The following is a 19,830-nucleotide window of genomic DNA, read 5'->3' on the forward strand; positions in this document are numbered from 1 at the left end:
GCTTTTTTCTGATTTGTTTAGATTTCAACTTTCTTAAATGAATTTTTATTATTTAATGAAAACTATTATTGAGGATCATGCGTTCATATCCGTAATATTTTTATAATACAATACTATATTTTTAAGCTCTATCAGTGGCAGCTTACTCTCGCTGAGAGATGAGAATACCGCCAGATCAATCTGAAACCATGCACCACTGTTTACAGGTTTGTGCTGGTTATACCAGGTTTTTAGTGCATTAGAAAGACGGCAAACAAACGGATCTGCTTCACTAAACGAAGGCTGGCAACCTCCGACAGGTATCTCATAATCTTTTGGTATTTCGAAAATGAATGGAGTGGCAAGCAAAACGGGTAATTCTATAGGAGGAAGAATATTTCCGGATGTAGCCAATAATGGATAATTCCATGATACACTTAGTTTTAGCAATTGTTCTGCCAGTTCATCGTAGGTAAAGAAAGTGCTGAGGAAATTGGCCAACTGCTGTGCCAACGACAGATTGACTCCTGCTTCATTATTAATTTTAGCAATATCAAAAATATCATTACTGTTAAGCAAAGGAATCAGTTTATTAGAGAATCTTACCAATGGCGTACGGTAAATAAAGTTATTAACGGTAGGGTTGTACGGAACAAGGTCTTCATTACGAATAATGGAAATACCCGCCCAAGCATACTGGAATTGTAAGACATTCAGCGCATCTACATTAACGTTGCGGGACGGAATATTGAAAGATTTTTCCCATGAAAGGTAGGTTTTATCTGTCGCCTGATACCAATATGCATTAGGAATAGGAGTTCCGTTTTTATCAGTAGCATTCACTTTTGTATAGTTGTCAATAGTTACATAAGGCGTTTTGGGTAATTCAGCCTCAAATACATCTTTATTACCCCTGTAGAGCGAAAGATCATCAGAAGACATATCCGCAGCAGGAACAATGGTTACGAGCAGACGGTTGTCAAAATCAGTATCATCTGTCTGTCGGATAATAAAGTCGTAAGCCCGTGCCGTAGAATTATCATCAGAATTATCGATTTGTAAACCATTGTATTCGCTCCATGCAATAGCAAGGTTATTTGTTAAACTCACCATCGTCTGCAAAGCATAATAAGCATTGGTAAGATTAGGATCAGTGCTGTCTGATTGTGCGGTAATCATCTTCAGGTAGCTGTTGAAATCATCCAATACCTGTGGCCATACAGTCACAAACTGAGCCAGATCACTGAAAAGATCACGTGCAGGACTTCCATACATTTTTGCAGAAAGAGCAGGCACGGTATTGAATTCAATATCGGAAAATATTTTGTCCTGTGCTGCCTGATCTTCAGTATAGGAATACATAAAATTCCATTCGGATGCTTTGGCAAGACGTGTTTTTGTATTATCTCCTGATACGGGAACACTTTTACCGGTCTGCGTAGTGAGAGTAGGAGGTGTAGGATAATTACGCAATACTACCGGAATATCCACGATACCTAAACTTTGCTGTAAAGATGCTGAAACAGGATTATCGCCACCAAGGCTGTTTACATCAGCAGGTATAATGAAGGTGAGCCAGTTGGAACCCTGATATCCATTGATACCGGCTACATCACTGATGTCACATTCCACGTGGGTTACCACATAAGTCATATCCAGATCTACACTGGTAAACTCTTTTGCATTTTTGGTGGTAAAACTGAACGTAAGAAAGGAATCTGTATCCGTTGCGTCTTTTTCGTTTAGCTGTATCTTGGATGTAGAAATACTATATTCTTTTGCATCACCGTCTGCTTTGTTATTGATCACCGGTGTGCCATACAGTCGTGGTGGTGTTTTGTAGTTGCTGTCTGCTCTGAAGTCTGATTCAGCAGTTACTTCAAATTGAACCAGAGCATTTACGGTATAGGCATTGCCTAATTGGTTAAGCAATTGTTGCTCAAATTTTTCTCTTGCATTGCCGAGACTTGTGTTGTCACCTGTTGCGAACGAAACATACGGCGCCTTCAGTACAGGTTCTACTTCTGAAGCTATGGCACCAGCAAGTGTGGTTTTAGCATTGGTAATAGCCTGTAAATAAGTGGTCGCTTCAATCCCCTGTGTAGCCAGCCATGCCTCTTCTTCATCTGCTTTTAATTGATCTACAAGGAAAGCAGGTATTGCATAGTCTGCACTCAGGAATACATCAATAGCATTAAGAGACTGTGCACCCCATGTGTCCATATCTATGCCGGTAAAAGTCTGTATTTCCCCTTTGCTGCAATCCAGACCCTGACCCGTGATATATTTGCATATAGGGACTCCGCTTTTAGAAACAAGACTCGTTGCTAATGGTTTAGGAGCGTAGAATACCGCATTCAGTAAGCTATAGGTATAGATATTGATGCGATACTGGGAAAACTGTTTTTCAGTCAGTTTTTGTTGTAACGCAATATCGAACTGACCCCTGTTTTCATAAAAAGTGTCTACCAAAGAGCTGATAGCCGTGGTAACTTCTGCAGGAACTCCTTCAGCTGTAAGCTGTGTAATGGATTCTGTAGTCAGCTTATAAGTACCTGCCTGATTAACTTTCCAGTAAATACCCTGCCCGGATTTTAGCCCCATGCGTACTACGAATACTGCCTGATTATTCACACCGCCTGCTGTTGCAGCATTGGTACCAATGGCAATTTTCAGTTCATAATTACCGGCATTTAAGAAAGCAGCTTCGAATAAAGCAGCAAATTCGTTGAGGCTGTATTGAGGATCTGTACCGTCCTTCACTGTTGTAGACATGGTTTTCGGCTTTACCTGAGTAAGAGCGCGGGTAACCAGATCACTATCTTTAAAATCTGTGTTAACGTATTTAAGGTCACGGTAAAAGTCGAGATTCACAGTGAGCTGAAGGATAGAGTGTGTATCTATATCCTCTATATTCACAGAACTTGTGATGGGGCTCATTACAGGTGCTGTTGCTTCATTACCCTGACTGCGTGCGGATAGATAAGTATAAATATCTTTTACAAACTGCAGCATCTGGTTAAACTGTTCATCAGACAGATCAACAGTCTTGCCTGGTGTAAGGGATGTGCTTAGTGTAATCGTTAAAGTATTCTTACCGTCTGTCGGATTTAATTGTGTTAACTGATAATATATATTGGTATAGGTTACAAGATCATTAGCGGCATTCTGTTTCCAGTCTTGCTGCTGATCTGCCGGTACATCAGGCAAATCATTATAACGCTGGATATTAAAGTTAAATTCTATTTTAAGTTCAGGGTTATGATTGAGGTCAAGATCAAACAAATAACTTAACTCCACACTTGGCCATTTACCCAATCCTTTCAGCTCATCCACGTAGCCGATTTGAATAGGCGGATTGTTTACCGGAGTAGAGGGATCCATTTCCGGATCACTAAATGGAGTTACTGTTACATTACCATAATAATCTACCCAGTCAAAATGTACCTGTACCTGATGACCGATACCACGATACGGATTGTCTTCTTCCTGCGGATAGCCGGCAGGATAAGTCATAAATGGGTTCGTTTTAGCAAATTTGGCAATAGGCACAATCTGATTGTAATACCAGATCAGATCATCTTCAGTGTCATTATCGTCTGTTTTACCCAGTACATCATCTTGTGTTTGTGGTTTGGCAGGACCAGCAGGTAAGCCCACAACACTTTCACCGAACCAGCTGTTTTCTACGATCTGATAGCTTAAAAGATTGAACATATTGTTGAGATATACCTCTGCATAATCAGGATCAGTGATCTTCGGCTGATTTTCAGGATCCGGGTTCGGGTTGGTTCTGTTCAGGTCAAAACCTGCAGTACCTTGCTGAACGGCTGTTACTTTATGCATGATCTGATCATTGATAGTAAGCATGGTTGAAGTCATAAAAATATTGACTACATCTTTTGCAGCCCAAGCCATGGAAGCCATATCGATAAAATAATAGGCAGCTATGGTTTCAAATGTAAGACCCGCTTTACCCTCCGCACTGATGGTGTATTGCACCTGAGGCAACAGTATCAGCTGCCAGAGCGGAAGATTATTCCAGTCAGGAATGTCTGGGTTGAGTTGTTGTATAGCACTTGCTTCCACATTATAATAAGCTGCAATTGAAGTCAGCGTATTTCCCGGTCCGCTAACACCTATTTCACATACCAATCCATCAAATATAATAGTCGGAATATCATATTTTAAAGAATCATTTACAGTAGCCTTCGTGTTAAGTGTCACTTTTTTATTAAGATCTACCAGTTCGGCAGGTAATATATTGAAGCGTGCAGTTATTGCATCAATCGTATCTTCTGGCTTATTCACATAATAAGATAGTCCTTCCTGCATTTCACTTTGCGCATATACCACACAAGAATTAGCATCAATTTTATCACCGGTTACTGCACAGTTCATGTAATCTGTAGGCTTATTATTGTACTGGCTGCTATAGGTAACAAGCAGGCGTACATTCGCATTATCTCCTTTTCCAAAAATACTGGAAGGAAATCCTGTATTACCTTCAGTTTCATTATACATAAGATAATATCCTCCGGAACGGGTAATGCTGCATTCCCATAACATGCGTATGAAATCATAAATACTGTTCAGTATTCCTGTATCTGGCTTTTCTTCTGTTACTTCCAAAGCCATCATTTTCATGGCATCATTGTCAGGATTTGTTTCTGTGGAAAGATTAGCCTGTACGATGAAGGTTTTCATGTGTTCCATACCTACGGACAATAATCCATCTGAGCCTTCATACAACCATTGTATATCGACTATTTTATCCAGATTGTTATTGGAAGATTTTGGATTTAATGCTAACAACAGTCTTTGCAGGATATTAGCACCGGCTTCGCTTGCACCTAATAATTCATAACTGTAAGCATTTACAGGAGCGGTGGAATCAGTATCAAGAAGTTTAAGTTCTATATCTATCATCGTACTCCATCCGTAATAGGAGGATGGCCAGTAGTCCATTACTCCTTTAGCTGCATCGTACTGACCGATCTGTATACTGAATTCAGAACCTGCTTGTTTAGGCAGTGCCAGCTGATTGAGCAGACCTGAAGGAAATTGCCAGATAAGTGGTGATACGCTGCTCTGACCGTCTGGTGACCCATAAGGCAGGTTTAATGCTCCGGAAGTTTGCCACTTTGTAGTTGTCTGGAAAGTATATTGTACAGGCTGAAGGTTGAAAGGCTTCATAGGTGCGAGCTCCAGAACGTCTGGCTTTATCCCTTTTGTCTGTGCATAATTAAGCAAGGTGCCAATTTGATTAATATCTTCAGGTGTCAGCTTTACATTTAATATATTTCCGCCTTCCTCATCCATTGATTTTCCGTTAAACTTAAGCCAGCTTAATGAATTGTTGATGAGCTGGATAGAGAAATCGGCAGGTATTGTAGCCGGAAGGGCAAACTCCTGACCGGTAAGGGAATATAGGGCACAATTATTTCCTGTACAGGGAGAACCTTGTGCAAGGGTAAGCCCCGGAAGATTCGTAGGCAGACGCATACCATGTAACTGATAACGAGATGCCATACCGGATAACTGTCCATAGGAGTTATTATCGGCAAAGTATTCCAGAATACTGCCTACAGTTAAATACTGCAGACCCGGAATATTGGCATTGGTAAATCCTTCTCCGTTGTAGAAAAAGTTATTTTGCTGCTGATTGGCATAGTTGGTAGCCAATAAGGCTGCTGTGGTATTGTATTTCTGTGCCAATGCATCAAGCGTGTCGGCGTTTACTGCATCGGTGAATTCAGCAGTAGTGTGGGTAAAAGGCTGAATTAATACCTGACCGAGAGGCTGCACTTGTTGTGCCTGTACTTGGATATTACCTGCAAGATCCTGTGGTGTAATCGTAGTTCCTTTTAATACAGAAATAGCTGCTGCCATACTGGTAAGGGTATCACCCGGTACGATTACATATTTTATACCGTCGTATTCAAAGCTGTTGCCTGCAATGAAAAGGCCTGAAGTGATCTGGTTCTGCATCAGTAAAGCCGCTGTATCAAGATGATTATAGATAACAGTAGCGATACTGCTAAAGGTATCTTCGCTTTTTGCGGTGTAAAGTGCCGCGCCAATAATCAGCCAGTTACCTGTTGTGAGCACTGCTGTACTCTGGAAATCTTTATCCGAAGCAAGATCATTTAGTGTGGTATTTAAACCTGCAGCAACTGTGTTAATGGTATCTGTAGATTGTACATTATATGCATTTCCATGATAAGTAATCGTTTGCGGAGCCAGTAATCCCGGAACGGCTGCATTTTCTGTGATTAACATTGAAGGTGTAATGGCATATATGGCAGCTATCGAAGTAAAAGTATCACCTTCCAAAATATTGTACATTATGCCGGTAATGGCTATAGGATTTTTTCCATTAAGCGGATGTGTCTGGTTAGCTGTCGCAATATCCTGAACATTTACTTTATTGCCTGTTCCATCTACAGTAATGCTGTTTGCCCAGGTTACCATGGCCGACAAGCTATTACCATTGCTGATGCGGTAAGTAAAATTATCCATAGCATCAGATGCGTAACCTGCCAGTTGTTTCCCTATAAGTACAAAGTAGTCTTCAAATACAAAAGTAGACATACTCCATTGCTGAGGATCTTCCAAAGTCATAAATCTGGCGGCAGAAGATGTTTCTTCCTGTACCTTTACGGCAAGTTCATTAAACCATTTTTTTACTTCAGACAGGTATTCCTGTGTAGCCATATTATAGTTATTGAACTGGATGTCCAATGCAATATCTGGTACTTTCAGTTCAAGATCAAAAAACATTGGGAAAATTGCTGCGGCGGCAAGATCTTCTTGTAATAATTGTACATTTAATGCCTGAAAACTATTTTGAAGAAAGCTTAGCAGGTCATTGGTAGGAATAGGAAACGGATATTCTTCGCTTGAAAGGAATGTGATTAATGCATCAAGATCAGCTTTTGAAATACCTTCAGTTTCTACTTCTCCACGGGAAGACTTCGAAGGGGTATGATCAATGTAGTTCAGTATCAGCCAACGGAAAAAATCAGAGCATAGATATTCAAAGGAAGTTGTAGTTCCGCTACCGTCACCCGAAGGATCGGGAGCATCGATGAATAAAGTAGCTACATATTGTGCTGTCTGGTTCTGCAGATTTCCGTTTTCAGGTCCTGCTACTGTTAAATGGGGTACAAAATATAAATTAAGCACAGGGAGTTCAGAGTCATCTTCTACCAAAACGGAATGATAACTGATGGGCATATTGGGCGAACGGCGCATCACCATTATATCAGAGCCTGTCAGCTCCGTTATATCGAATGAATCCATTACTGCAAAAGAAACAGGTCTGGCGCCATCAAGTGGTGTTGCCTGTCGGGCAGGAGCAATACGAAATTCGGCTGCAGGTGAAGATATACGGGATGCAGCGTTTGGTGCCGAAAGATTATTATTCCAGGGAGCTTTGGCTGTCTGATCCGTGCCGATGGTAAGATCAAATCTAATTTTTGCTGTAAAAGTAAAATGAATGGTAATGGAGAAGATTCCTAGATTTAATTTAGCAGAAACCCTTACATCTACAGAAGCTACAATAGCCAATGGTATTTTATTATAAGCTTCAAAGGTTGCCTGTGCATATACCATTACGGTAATGTTTACACTTGCCGATATAATACCAAAGTCTATAGAACCGTATAATTTACCGATAATCCCTATAGTACCCTGAAGATAATAATAATATGAAGTTTCTACCTGTTCTTTATTGCTTTCCTGTAAAGTGCCGCTGTAAGGATAATAAGCTGCTATTACTCCTTCAATAACACCAAACATGGTAACGCTGAAGCCGGCGCTGAGTAAGCCATAGTTTACGCTATATCCTACACCTACCTGCAAGCCGATACCAAATACAATTACCGGATTAAAGTTTCCATAGTTGGTCTTAGGGACTTTATTGGTTGTAGCACTGCTGAGCTTTCCGAAATAGATTCCCCCTGAACCCATAGCCGGTATACCCGGAGGCACAATTGCCTGTACTGTAAATGATCGGGAGAAATCCATATTGTAAGGAAAGCCGATGTCTACCGTAAAATCACCATTGGTGTAAATTTCTATACCAATGGAAGGAAGAGTGATATTGACCGCACCAAACTGCAGATAACGTAAAGCATTAGGAAGGGTAAGATCCATTTGATATACGCCAATGGATTCAGAGATCTTTTTATACATGATCTCAAAATCCAGCCCTTCAAATACTTTGGCTTTTCCACCTGCCATAGCAATGCGCAGACCATAGAGATTGGGATCATTAAATACCACCTGCATATCGAGAGTCCAAACAGGCTTCTCTTTTGTTCCTGCATTCAATATCCCGAAATTGGTGGCGATGAGCCAGTTGCTGTCTTCATTGAATCTAAGCAGTGTGTTGCCGGAGCCCGATCCTATAGGAATGGTACCCGGTTTTGGTTCGGTAAAAGCTTCCTGCATAGCTTTTGTTACATCCTTGATAGAGTTGTACTGGGCAGGATTTACCAATTCTACATGCTGACCCATTGCCAGCAGACGCAAATCGAAATACTGTGTGCCTTGTCCCGGAACATCAGGCATTTTCTGAATGTCCTGTCCGCCTGTCTCTGGTTTAAATAAATTACTTTCGTTAATAGAAGGAACAACAGAATTCCCATCGAAAGTGATAAATACCCCTTTCTGATTTTTGGTAAGATTAATTCCATTGATATTGATGAATATAAGGTCTAATGTTTTAGGTAATTTGTAATTAACCTTAATATCTTTCGTGTCGAGGTTGTATGTAACCGAGAATCCATCCAGACTTATTTTGTTGAGTATATCCCATGGTGCATCGAGCTCAAATGTAGGGTTAAACAACATCTTCATAAAAGAGGTAATTAACCCGCCCAATGTCCAGTTTTTAATAGAGAAAACAATTGTACGGCTTTCTCCGGTTACATCATACATAGCGGTAAAGCCTTCCCAGGTAATAGCAAGCTGCTGATTGTTTTCGGCGAAATTATAGCTTATACCGACAGTAGCATTGAAGTATTCTAATGTTACACTTCCTAAAACACCACCGGAATATTTACCGGATGTAGAATCATTGCTCGCGGCTTCATATTTCAGCCAAAGATTGGCAATGATATTGATCTGCTGATCAATAATAGGAAAGGTAAAGATCCACTGCAATCCTCCTTTTACCTCGTAGCTGCTTTTTCCCGTTCCGCTGGGAATTGTGGCATCCAGTGAGAATTGAGTAATATTAAGACTATCTGGTAAAAAGCTTGTAGGCAGACTGATAGACTGGAATAATTGCTTAATGAGCTCTCCCAGATTTAAGTTACTGCTTTCCGGCATTGCAAGGCTTAAGTTCCATCCGTCCGATGAATTATAATTTACATCGGTATTAAGTTGTAATTTACCAATGGCAAACAATCCGGATACCTTTGCCGTAAATATACTTGGACCGGTACCGCTCGCGGGCGAAGAAGAAGTTAGCAGTAACGTACCATCCGTTACCGAAACGTTTGTAATGAAATTCAGATCAATATTAGCATTCGCGTAAAACTCGTAATATTTACTGTTAATATCCATATTAATCCCGAAAGCAGTAAACTCAACCAGTAAAAGATTATCTGGAATAGTAATGGCTCCTGCTGTAATGGCAGACAGTAAATTGTTGAAGGTAACAGATCCTGCAAAGGCAGCAGAAAGGGTTAGGTCTGAGGTAATTTCCACATCGAAACCGCCAACAAATATGATTGGAAAAAAGTCTACGTGAGCACTGAAATATAAACTTTGTGAATTGGTAGTTCCAGGATTAATAATAACCCAATTAACATCAAACTGCTGAATAATAAAATTATCAAAAAGCGTCCAGGCTCCATTGGAGCCGATAAAAGAGGAAACGCTGGTAATAGTAAGCCCGTTGTTAAAATCCAGCCCCGTGTTAAATCCTTTGAATGCAATGCTGTTGAGGTACTGTTGTAAAGTAGGAGGAATATTCTGAAACCAATTTTGTCCAGCCATAAGACCGAACAGGTTGAGAGGTGTGAGTGGTTTGTCTGGCTCAGAGTCTACATTCAGGGTAAAAGAAGAAGATTCATATTCTACAGCAGCACTAAAATTCAGTACAATAGAATTTCCGGCTGCCAACAGCAAACTAAAATAGAGGATAGGAGTTTGTACTTTTTGTGTTTCTCCTTCTGCTGGTGTTAAGCTGTCTGTAGGTTCATATTCCAGACGTAATGCTTCTCCTTCATCTTCCGGATCGGCTGTAACCGTTTCTTCTTCTGTTTTAATCTGAAATCCAACTCCGGGGTTACTGACATTGAGAAAACCTAATGATATTAAAGTTGCATCAATAGGCACAAATAAATTCATCTCGGGATAAATAATGTCTTCGTTATTAACCTGAGAGGGATCTATACTTCCTGCCAAAGCCAGATTGGTAGAAGATGACCATGAAGTAAAAAAGTTTACGACAGGCTTAAGCCATTGGGTAAGGGTAATAAGCGATGCAAAGTTTTGCCCCTTCGTTAAAGATATATTTTTTTGCTTCCAGCTGAAAATGGCTGTGTCCTGAGTACTGAAAATGAAGGAAGGGGAGGTGTATGGAAGATTATCGAATACGCCGCCCGTCATGTATTGCCAGCTGGTGGCAAACTTCCAGTCGGACAAATTAATTTGTATGGTGAACTGAACTTCATCCGCTTCGTTTGCTGTAATAGTCAGTGTAACTGAAGTATTTGCCTTTTCTACATTAAGTATTGCTGCCGTAGCATCGGAGATTGTTAATGTATTTCCTACAGGCTCAGGAATAGAAGTACCGGAAGTATCAATCAACAAAAATGAGCCATCCGGAAGTTGATAACTTTGAGACAGCAATTCATCCAGCCCAACTGGCGGAATTAAGCCTGAATCGGTAAAAGATGCTGCATTAATAGTAATATTACCGCTATTGGCAGCAGCCTGGCTTTTAAATATAGTAACTAAATTGGATAAGCTCATAATAATAAAATGATTCTGTTAAACGTCCACAATTAATCCCATGTGGTCACTGGTACTGATGATTCTTCGGTAGTTATTCCAGCCAACAAAAGAAGTCAGCGCTCCTATATTTCCGGGAACAACACCGCCATGTCCTGTGGGTCCGGCTATAGGAAGAGGGAGTGCAGAAGGTAATCCTCCTCCATCTAATGCCATGGCAGAATTATAAATCAAACTCCCTTGTGGAGCTCCCGCTATAGCCGGCACATCTCTGTTGTATGGTGTTCCTGTAACTCTGTTGGCTATGGTAATGTTGGTTGCAGGACCAACAGCCGAACCTCCGCCATAACGTGTTAAAATATTGTCTACACTTGAGAATGTATCTTGTATTACATATTCATACCCCGGATAGCCGTTCGTTGCCCAAGGTCTGGCACTGTTATGAGACCTCAGCATGGTACAAACATATCCTTTGTCTGGCCATATGTTAGCGGTAGGATTAATCTGACGGGTATAGCCAACACCTGCTGGAAAAGCACCAAGTAAACGGTCGTAAGCAATGGGCTCAAAGTGAGTATTAAATAAATCTACATTAAAATCTCCTACAATAACTCCTACCTGATTGGCAGCAAGATCTGTAGTCATTTCAAGAATATTGGATAATTGGTTGGTTCCATCGGCAGCCTGCTGTTTTTTTGGTGAAGCATGGAAAGCCAATAATTTAATCATTTTGCCTGCTGCACCTCCTGCTCCCGGTTCCCAGAAAGTAGTTAAGAAAGGAGTTCTGTTAAATGCATTAGGGAAGCCTAATACCGGAGCAACACCGCCAGCCAAAGGTCCGTGAAAAAGCCATTGTCCCGCAAGTTTCCTATAGGGTACACCAGGGTTAATTGTGTTAAGTCCGGCAGGTGCATTGCCGGCAGGCAGAAGGTTTACCCAAGGAGGACCATAGTTAACGAGGTTTCCCAGTCCTATGTTAGCAACCGAATCAGATGGGTTGCCATCGCCCTGCCATCCCCATGGACCTGTAAATTGTACTCTGGCATGGTTATAAAATACGGAGATACCCTCCTGAACATTTCCTTGTCCCAGTCTTAGCGGGGGAATAAGCCGCCAGTCGTCACCCGGAAACCAGGTTCTCATTTGTTGTAGCAGAAATATGCTTCCATCAGCACCGCCGGCAGAAATTAAAGTACCTGCAGCTCCTGCTCCGGTAGATGTTTCCACTACGACAAAAATATCGGGTTTGTTCTGAGTGATTGTCGTTCTTATCACTCGTTTTCTGTAGCCCGGTTGCGGAGGAATAATAAAAGATCCATCCCATCTCCTTTTAGCCCGGGGTGCGTCGATCTTGTTAATTGCGAATTGCCGTATGTTCCAGTAGAGTATTCTTGCCATGGTTGTTATTTTTATTTACATATGATTTAAGGCAATTTATTCTGATTTATTATAAGCAGCGTACCAACCCAGACTTTTAGCGGTAGCACCCGGATTGGGATTGCCGAACAATAGGAAATCCGTATTTCCTCCGGGAGGTAATTTCAAAATGCCCAGTAATTTCAAAGCAATGTTAGATAAGGTCAAAAGGTATGAGTTCTGGTCTTTTACGTATTGTAAACTCAGTTTATCAATAGATAATTTTAATACACCCTGTATGCTCAGAAGTTTAGCATTACTGGAAGTACCGGGCAGCTTAATACCTACAAATGCATTGTAGCCGGGAGCCGCACTTTTAGATCCGGGGCTCCACGCAATCAGAAGACTGGCATTAAAACCTGCGCTGCTGGCAAGCTCTCCGGGTGAGCCCATATTAAGTGTCATCTGTAATCCGTACCAGTTACCAGCAAGTCCCGTGGCATTGATGCCGGGCAATGCAAGCTTTAAATACCCTTGTCCTGATGGAGCCGATTCTTCATTGCCACTCAAGAGCTTATTGATCTGTAAAGCAAAATTAGGATAAAGGCTATTCGGTCTGGCATTGCTTTGTGATGAATTGAAAGCAATCTGAGAGGCATCGAAAGCAAAAGTTGTAACTGAAGGCGTATTTAGATTAAATGACATATTTACATACAGGTTGCTGTAATTAAGCCCTTGTTGTAAAGTATCATTGTTTATTGTGATCCCAAAAGAAAAAGTATCAAGCGGATAATCTGTTTCCCCTTCGCCGGAAGCCGGAGCTATCATTGTATCGAAGTTAAGGTAGCCCCACATGGTAAACCTCGATTGTATATCGAGTGCTGCAGGATCGGTTGTGAGTGTGTTGAACTGTATTTTGGTAATTTCTACATTTGTAAGCAGATTACTGTCAAAGAAGAAAAGATTATCATCTTTATTATCAAAAACATATACAGGAGTGCCATTATGATCCTGATAAGTGCCATTGAGTACCACTGTATTCAGACTGCCTGAACCGTAAGGATTGTTTGTATGAGTTACTTTATCAGAGAAGAGATTATTCATGGTAAGCTGTATCTTACTGGCAAAATCTTTGATGGCTGTATTTTCAAAAAGTACCTGTAGAAACAATACTTTAAAATCATAAGTAGCGCCTGCTGCAGGCTGTATCGGCTTATTAGGATCTAATCCCTGTGAGATTTGCTGGGCATATGCAGGATCAACATAATTTATCAACCCGAACAAAGAACTTACAGGATCCATAGTTATCACACCGCTTGCATCTACACGGTTTATTTCTATTCCAAAATGATGTGCATAGAAGTTTTTAAGGTTAATACCGCTGATTAGTCCTTTTAATTGTTGAGGGAATTCTTTTAGATCGATTGTTGCTTTAAGAGCCAGAATGCCATTCCAATTAGGATCATTGATAATGGAATGAAACTTCCGATAATATTCAAGCTGTCCGGAGGCAGGATTTAAGAGAGCGGCGTTATATGCATCTTCAGCTGCCTGTAAATAATCCTGAAGCCACGATGATACGGCAACCAGCTGGTTATAAGAAGCATTGGGATCAGTATTGTCTTTATCAATATTAAACGCATTAGCCTGAGTCCATTCTTTCGGATTTTTTACCCGATCAATAATGCTGCCCTGACAGAATTTAAAAATTAAAACATTATTATAGTCGGCGTAAGTATTACTTGTTCCCACATTCAGATCAAAAGGCCAGTCTTCAATAGACATTTTATTGTTGAACACCGCTTGATTGCTTGAGCCACCGCCTGATGTATTCATCGTTGAGAATAAATTGCCTAAATATTGATTATTGGTCATTACCAGAAACTGCTGATTGGTAAGAAATGCGCTCTGCATTTGAGGCATCAGATTAATAAAACTGAGCTGATATTGCGGAGGTTTTGCCGGTATTTGCCCTTCGGGATTTAGATATTCAGGAGAACCGTTATTTACGGTATTCTGCGCCAGATTTAGTAGTCTCCAGCTGCCGTCATTATTTACATTGGCAACCATTCCCTGCGGTGTAGCAGAGGCAGTGTAAGACATTGCTTCCGCTTCTGCCATGCTTCTTTTTGCCAGACTCTTGCTGGAACGAGGTACGGTGAAGGCGGCTGATATCAATGCTTTTCTTTCTGCACTGAGCACCTTGGATTCAAATGTATTTATATCTAGTGAGCTTGAAGAAGATACAGTACTTATGCCAAGATAAGGCACCAATGGCACTGCAAAATTGTTGTCTTGCGGCATATCTACCGAAGGCTCATAAAACCCTAGAAATCCTGTGATGTTATTCGCAGATGACGCTATACCATGATCTTTGGCAAATAAAGAAGCCCCCTGAGGTTGTGAAGCATATTGCACATTGCCGGAAATTTGGGTAACAATATTAGCCCATGCCGTGAGATAGGTACTGTCGAGAGTGGGAGCACCTGTCCCCGGATTGGCAAGTGAAACTTCCTGCCCCGGAAAATTAGCGGCAAAGGCGGCCTGCTTTGAAATAAAGCGTATAGTATCGCCGGTAACAGTACCGTTATTATTTTTATAAGGAGTAAAGGTAATGATCTCAGTACCTGAAAGTCCGGGAAGCAAACTGTATTGCCCGTTTTCATCGGCAAAGGCAGCTTGTGATGCTCCTGGATCAAGATAAAAATCGCCTTCCGGTGAAAGGTAGTATGGATCGGCGCCTGCTGCATCCTGTGGTGATATTACAAAACGTGCGCTGTAGTCTGTCGGAAATAAATTATTGACAGGTGCACCTGAATCTACCATGTTTACCAAAGGCCATAAAGTAAGAGGGTAGCCGGTATTGATAGCATAATTACTAAGCAGGAAAGCAGATCTTTTCTGACCGCTAAGTGTATTGTAGATCTGGCCAGTGATGGCAAAATAGGTATTCAGTCCGTTATTATTAGCTATATCGAGCAGATCTATTTCGGTCTGGGTAATTAAATAATCATTGCCATTGCCGGTTTTCAGCATGGGATAAGAGAAGCAGGAACGTGGTTTGCTGTTGCCGTAATAATATTTATTTTGTAAGCCATATGCTGTAAAGTCCAAATTCATATTAAGCCCCAGTGAAAAACGAAAAGATCCTGTACCCGGACCGCTGAAAGGAATCGTAATGTCGCTGTTGAAGAGCGAACTGGCTCCAAGTACTTTATTCGCAAAGTTCATGTTAGGATTGCCTGGAGTCCAGATAAGCCGTAAAGCATCCGGAGTTGTTTCCGGCTGTAATGTCATAGTGGTATTGTTCAGTATGGTAAGCGTAGCAAAACCATTTCCGATGGTAGTATTAAATGTCTGCCCTACTACAAAAGGTTTATTGGCTCCATATTGAGCAAAATTAATAACGGTCGTATTTTTATCAGAAGGTTTTTCATTAATGTTACTCAGCCATACAACTGTAAGGTTGGCTGTTACGTTTTGACGAAACGTAAGCAGATAAGAACGGTAGTTCTCTATAAAGGTCCTTGGATCGGCGGGAGCTGTTTTGGCAAAAAGAAAATAGACCTGTTGCTGTACTGCAGTCTGAAGGGTAATAGCAGGATCAGTATAAGCAGATCCTTCCGGTAGCAATAAAGCAGTCCAGTGTTGCCCTATTTGATTGTATATATACAGCGCAGGGTTTCCGGAGTTTTCATTGCTGAATATGATTTCTGTTTCGGATTGTGCCATAAGAATAATTGTTTTTTATCAAAATAGGATACAGTAAATTCTTAACCGGGGCAGAATAGCATAACAACAATCACGACATCTAAAAGGGACAGATTTAATACTGTAATTGTTTTTCCGGCAAAGTTGCCTACAGCAATTGCCTGCTGACCGGGCTTTAAATAGTGTGTACCATTGAACGTTGCCGTACTGTCCAGTTGAATAGTACTTGTATCTGGTGCGCCGGTTAATACAAATGTGGCTATATTAGCCTGACTGTTATTGGTAATAGAACAGATACAATCGCTTCCATTGTTGGTTTGCTTTTGTGCAAATTCATATCGGGAAAGCCATACAGTGTCTGCTTTAGACTTGACCATACCCTGAGCCGTTGCCAGAGTATGACCAAGAATAAATAATAAGAGAATCTGAAAGCGGAGTTTACCGCTACAATTAGCTTGTTTGACACTGAATACTTGCCTCAGCATCATTTTGAGCATTGGTAATGTTGGTGATGGTAACTGTTGAACCGCCAAAATCACCAAAAGCTGTAACTACGATGTTTGGAGAATTGGGCTTCAAAGAATACACCCCGTCGAAAGGTGTTGTCGACTGACCTGCATTGTCTACAATAATACCACTTGCCGGAGCTCCCGAAATAGCAAATTTTAATACATTACTTCTGCTGGCGTTAGCAATGGTGATGGTAGAGTTTGTACCGTTTGCCGTATTCCAGGTACAGAATTGACCTGATTTAATACTTGCACTTCCACTTTGGTTGATTACTGGATTTTGTGATGCCATAATTATTAGTTTTAAGGTTTAAAAAATATTTTAAAATTACTTATGTCAAAGAAGTCAATTATTAAAAAATATTACAGCCCGGCTTTTTAAAATTTGCCTTGTTGATGTAATAGAAGATTCATTAAAGAACAACTCAAAGTAAAGAAAATAAAATAATACACCGTTAAGTGAAAATACTTAATTTATAAACTGCGTATTTATACTTAACTGACTATCAGTGTTATATAAACGTATAAAAACACGTGCATTTAAGGAACTGAGCTTCCTGTAAAATAAATATTAAAGGTAAATAAAAGTAATAATCATAGCGGCCTGGCAGGAGATTCAGTATATCTTTTTTATGTAATTAATGGTTTTATTCGGTTAAATATTTTCAGATAACAGACAAATTTTATATTTGAAAATCTGTTCTTTACAGTTGTTTAAGAAGAAAAAAAGCAAATTCTTTTTACAGCAATAAAAAAATCTATATATTTGCACCAGTTAAAACAAGCGCTCTTTATCTTACTTCAAAAGTTACTCATTTGGTAATATTTTGAATATAACAGCAGCAAAAGCATACGGATAAGTATTTTTCTGAAAAGTATGAATTACATCCGCATAGCAAAAGTTTTATCAGTTTACTTTTAAAAATTGATCCGGTAGTTCAGCTGGTTAGAATGCCGCCCTGTCACGGCGGAGGTCGCGGGTTCGAGTCCCGTCCGGATCGCAGAGAGTCTTCTAATTGTAGAAGACTTTTTTTATTTATATCATTTTATATTTTCAGATTAATTCATGAAGAGTTTTTGTATAATTTTCTGAAAATAATTCCCAACATTTATACAGAATAAACCCTAATTTTTTAAATTTCCATTAGCAGAAATATCAAGATTAAAGAGAAAATAAACGGATGATTACATTAAACTTTGATTGGAACAATAAGGAAGAACTGAAAGAAAATCTTCTGAAATGGGCTTATGATGAAAGTTTAATACTGTTGGAAGATGATGAAGATGTTCTTTTTTTTGATAATGAATGGATGGGAATCATTTTTCCGTTTATATTTGATGAAAAATGTGCAAAAAGAGGCTTTATAATTCTTATTCTTAAAAACTATATCAGAGATTGTTTTTTACGGAGAAGATCATTATCGGAATTAGAAACTATTCAGAAATTGTTTGTTAGCGAAATGCAGACTTATTGTTCAGTAAAAAAAGATTTTCTCATTCAGGATTGTGTAGAGTACTTTATGGTTTGTAAAAGCAAATTAGAAAAAGGTCATCAACACACAAAATAATATTCTGAATTTCTGTTTTACCCGTTTTTCAAAATTAAACTTTCCGCCAATCATTTATAAACAAAACGTTACAAGGTATTTAAAGCTTGTTTAATATTTTACCACTTTTTATATTTATATTTTTTCGATAGAATTTAACTAATTAAATTATTTATTAAAAATTAGTAAAATTTTAAAATTATTTTTCTTTTATTTTAAATAAATATGTATATTCGTTAAATAATCACAAAGTTAGATGAGAATTATTCAATTAATCACACAAAGTTGAATAATGCCATTAAAATTATTTCGAGAAACCTGTAAGTAGTTGCTGTTCTGCAATCTATTCCAAATACATTTTAATGAACATTTAACTTATTAGAGTATAATAATAAGTAATAAGCCTTAAAGCTATGAGGTTAATGTTTATTGTATGTTCAGTCCTGATTTCACCACTGCTTTTATCTCAGGTAGGGGTGAATACTCCTAATCCTGATCCTTCAGCGGCACTCGACATTGTGGCAAAAGCATCAGACAAAGGGGTTCTCATACCGCGAGTTCCTCTTCAGAGCGTTACGGACGTTTCTACCGTTCCTAATCCTGCAGTCAGCCTGCTTGTTTATAATACAACGACAAACAGCGTAATTACCAAAGGCTACTATTATTGGGATGGCAGCAAATGGCTCAGATTTAATGACAGTTCAAAAATTTTCTACGGAAACTCAGATCCTGCTATTCCTACCACCAACTCTACGGGAGATATATTTGTTAATAATTCTACGGGAACTCTCTTTGTGTATAATGGCAGCAATTGGATTTCACAAATGTCCGGAACGGAGATTCTTTCTGTAAAAATTATTGCAACAGATGGTCAGACGGAATTCCCGACTCCCTGGAATGTAAGTTCTTCTAATACAAAAGTCTACAGAAATGGCGTAAACATAGATTTTCAGGTTCTTTCTTCATTTAATATAAAACTGGAACCCGGAGTATCCTGCTACGCTAACGATGAAATAAAAATTTACAAATTCTTATAAAACTTTAAAATTACTTATCATGAAAAGGTATCTACAAACTTCAGCAATCCTGGTATTCATTCTTTCATCTTTCGGAATGGTAAATGCGCAGCAAACGACAGGCGATGTAACCCAAAATTCTGCTAATGGAGCAACACAGGCTCTTAACGGAACAATAAGAGTAATAGACAACAAGGGGACAATTAAATACCTGCAGGCTAAAAACGGGATTACAACGCTTACTAATACAACGAATAATGTAACAACTACAACCTGGCAACTGGGAGGTACGCTTACAGATGACACAACTATTGATCTTAACGGCAAAAAGTTCGGATTAGCGAAAGTCCTTCAGAACACCAATGCAAATCAGGCAGGATCTAATGTTCCTTCAACTTCTGCAACATTAGGAACTTCAGGGTACACAATTCTGGTAAGAGATGAAGCTACAGGAAATGTTTTAAAAATGCTTGCAACAGATCTTGTACAAAGCGGACAGGAAAAATTTACCTCTGCGGCTGGCCAGACTTCTTACAATTTAACGGGATCTCCTGCATTGCCTGCTTATTCGCAGGTATGGGTATACAGAAACGGAGCAAAATTAATTGCCAATGAAGATTATACAGTATCAGGATCTGTGGTAACTCTCGTTCCGAACAGTACTGCTCCTAACAACTGGTCTGTACTGGCGGGAGACATTATTGAGGTTCAGTATCTGAAATAAGAGATTTCTTTAGAATA

The 19,830-nt window shown here is 39.7% G+C and carries 8 protein-coding genes and 1 tRNA gene; 4 read left to right on the plus strand and 5 right to left on the minus strand.

Annotation, left to right across the window (positions count from 1 at the left end):
* Positions 1-75: 75 nt before the first annotated feature.
* The 5 genes from KKI44_RS21095 to KKI44_RS21115 all read right to left on the minus strand — a co-directional run bounded on the left by KKI44_RS21095 (position 76) and on the right by KKI44_RS21115 (position 16,818).
* The gene (locus KKI44_RS21095) at positions 76-10,971 is read right to left on the minus strand and encodes a LysM peptidoglycan-binding domain-containing protein (RefSeq protein WP_214589000.1); all 10,896 of its coding nucleotides are present in this window, start codon (positions 10,969-10,971) and stop codon (positions 76-78) included.
* Positions 10,972-10,989: 18 nt separating this feature from the next.
* Entirely contained in the window at positions 10,990-12,348 is a 1,359-nt protein-coding gene (locus tag KKI44_RS21100; RefSeq protein WP_214589001.1) for a hypothetical protein, read from the minus strand.
* Between the two features lie 36 nt (positions 12,349-12,384).
* The gene (locus tag KKI44_RS21105) at positions 12,385-16,038 is read right to left on the minus strand and encodes a hypothetical protein (RefSeq protein WP_214589002.1); all 3,654 of its coding nucleotides are present in this window, start codon (positions 16,036-16,038) and stop codon (positions 12,385-12,387) included.
* A gap of 41 nt (positions 16,039-16,079) precedes the next feature.
* Positions 16,080-16,394 carry a hypothetical protein gene (locus tag KKI44_RS21110; protein WP_214589003.1) on the minus strand — a complete coding sequence of 105 codons (315 nt, stop codon included), beginning with the start codon at positions 16,392-16,394 and terminating at the stop codon, positions 16,080-16,082.
* A gap of 73 nt (positions 16,395-16,467) precedes the next feature.
* Positions 16,468-16,818 carry a hypothetical protein gene (locus KKI44_RS21115; RefSeq protein ID WP_214589004.1) on the minus strand — a complete coding sequence of 117 codons (351 nt, stop codon included), beginning with the start codon at positions 16,816-16,818 and terminating at the stop codon, positions 16,468-16,470.
* Between the two features lie 635 nt (positions 16,819-17,453).
* On the opposite strand from KKI44_RS21115, the gene KKI44_RS21120 reads away from it, so the two are divergent.
* The 4 genes from KKI44_RS21120 (at position 17,454) to KKI44_RS21135 (ending at position 19,813) form a co-directional block, all read left to right on the plus strand.
* Positions 17,454-17,527, plus strand: a tRNA-Asp gene (locus KKI44_RS21120).
* Positions 17,528-17,707: 180 nt separating this feature from the next.
* Positions 17,708-18,094 (plus strand): hypothetical protein, encoded by a 387-nt coding sequence (locus KKI44_RS21125; RefSeq protein WP_214589005.1) that lies wholly within the window; start codon positions 17,708-17,710, stop codon positions 18,092-18,094.
* Positions 18,095-18,486: 392 nt separating this feature from the next.
* Positions 18,487-19,110, plus strand: coding sequence for a hypothetical protein (locus KKI44_RS21130; RefSeq protein WP_214589006.1), 624 nt, complete (start codon positions 18,487-18,489; stop codon positions 19,108-19,110).
* A 19-nt stretch (positions 19,111-19,129) separates the two neighbouring features.
* Entirely contained in the window at positions 19,130-19,813 is a 684-nt protein-coding gene (locus KKI44_RS21135; RefSeq protein WP_214589007.1) for a hypothetical protein, read from the plus strand.
* Positions 19,814-19,830: the final 17 nt, after the last annotated feature.

Source organism: Chryseobacterium sp. ZHDP1, from assembly GCF_018603435.1.
GTDB classification, from domain to species: domain Bacteria; phylum Bacteroidota; class Bacteroidia; order Flavobacteriales; family Weeksellaceae; genus Chryseobacterium; species Chryseobacterium indicum.

Bases quoted from the DNA above. Each gene is read 5' to 3' on its own strand.
- KKI44_RS21130 (WP_214589006.1), top strand. From the start codon at position 18,487: ATGAGGTTAATGTTTATTGTATGTTCAGTCCTGATTTCACCACTGCTT.
- KKI44_RS21095 (WP_214589000.1), bottom strand. From the start codon at position 10,971: ATGAGCTTATCCAATTTAGTTACTATATTTAAAAGCCAGGCTGCTGCC.
- KKI44_RS21115 (WP_214589004.1), bottom strand. From the start codon at position 16,818: ATGGCATCACAAAATCCAGTAATCAACCAAAGTGGAAGTGCAAGTATT.
- KKI44_RS21105 (WP_214589002.1), bottom strand. From the start codon at position 16,038: ATGGCACAATCCGAAACAGAAATCATATTCAGCAATGAAAACTCCGGA.
- KKI44_RS21125 (WP_214589005.1), top strand. From the start codon at position 17,708: ATGATTACATTAAACTTTGATTGGAACAATAAGGAAGAACTGAAAGAA.
- KKI44_RS21135 (WP_214589007.1), top strand. From the start codon at position 19,130: ATGAAAAGGTATCTACAAACTTCAGCAATCCTGGTATTCATTCTTTCA.
- KKI44_RS21100 (WP_214589001.1), bottom strand. From the start codon at position 12,348: ATGGCAAGAATACTCTACTGGAACATACGGCAATTCGCAATTAACAAG.
- KKI44_RS21110 (WP_214589003.1), bottom strand. From the start codon at position 16,394: ATGGTCAAGTCTAAAGCAGACACTGTATGGCTTTCCCGATATGAATTT.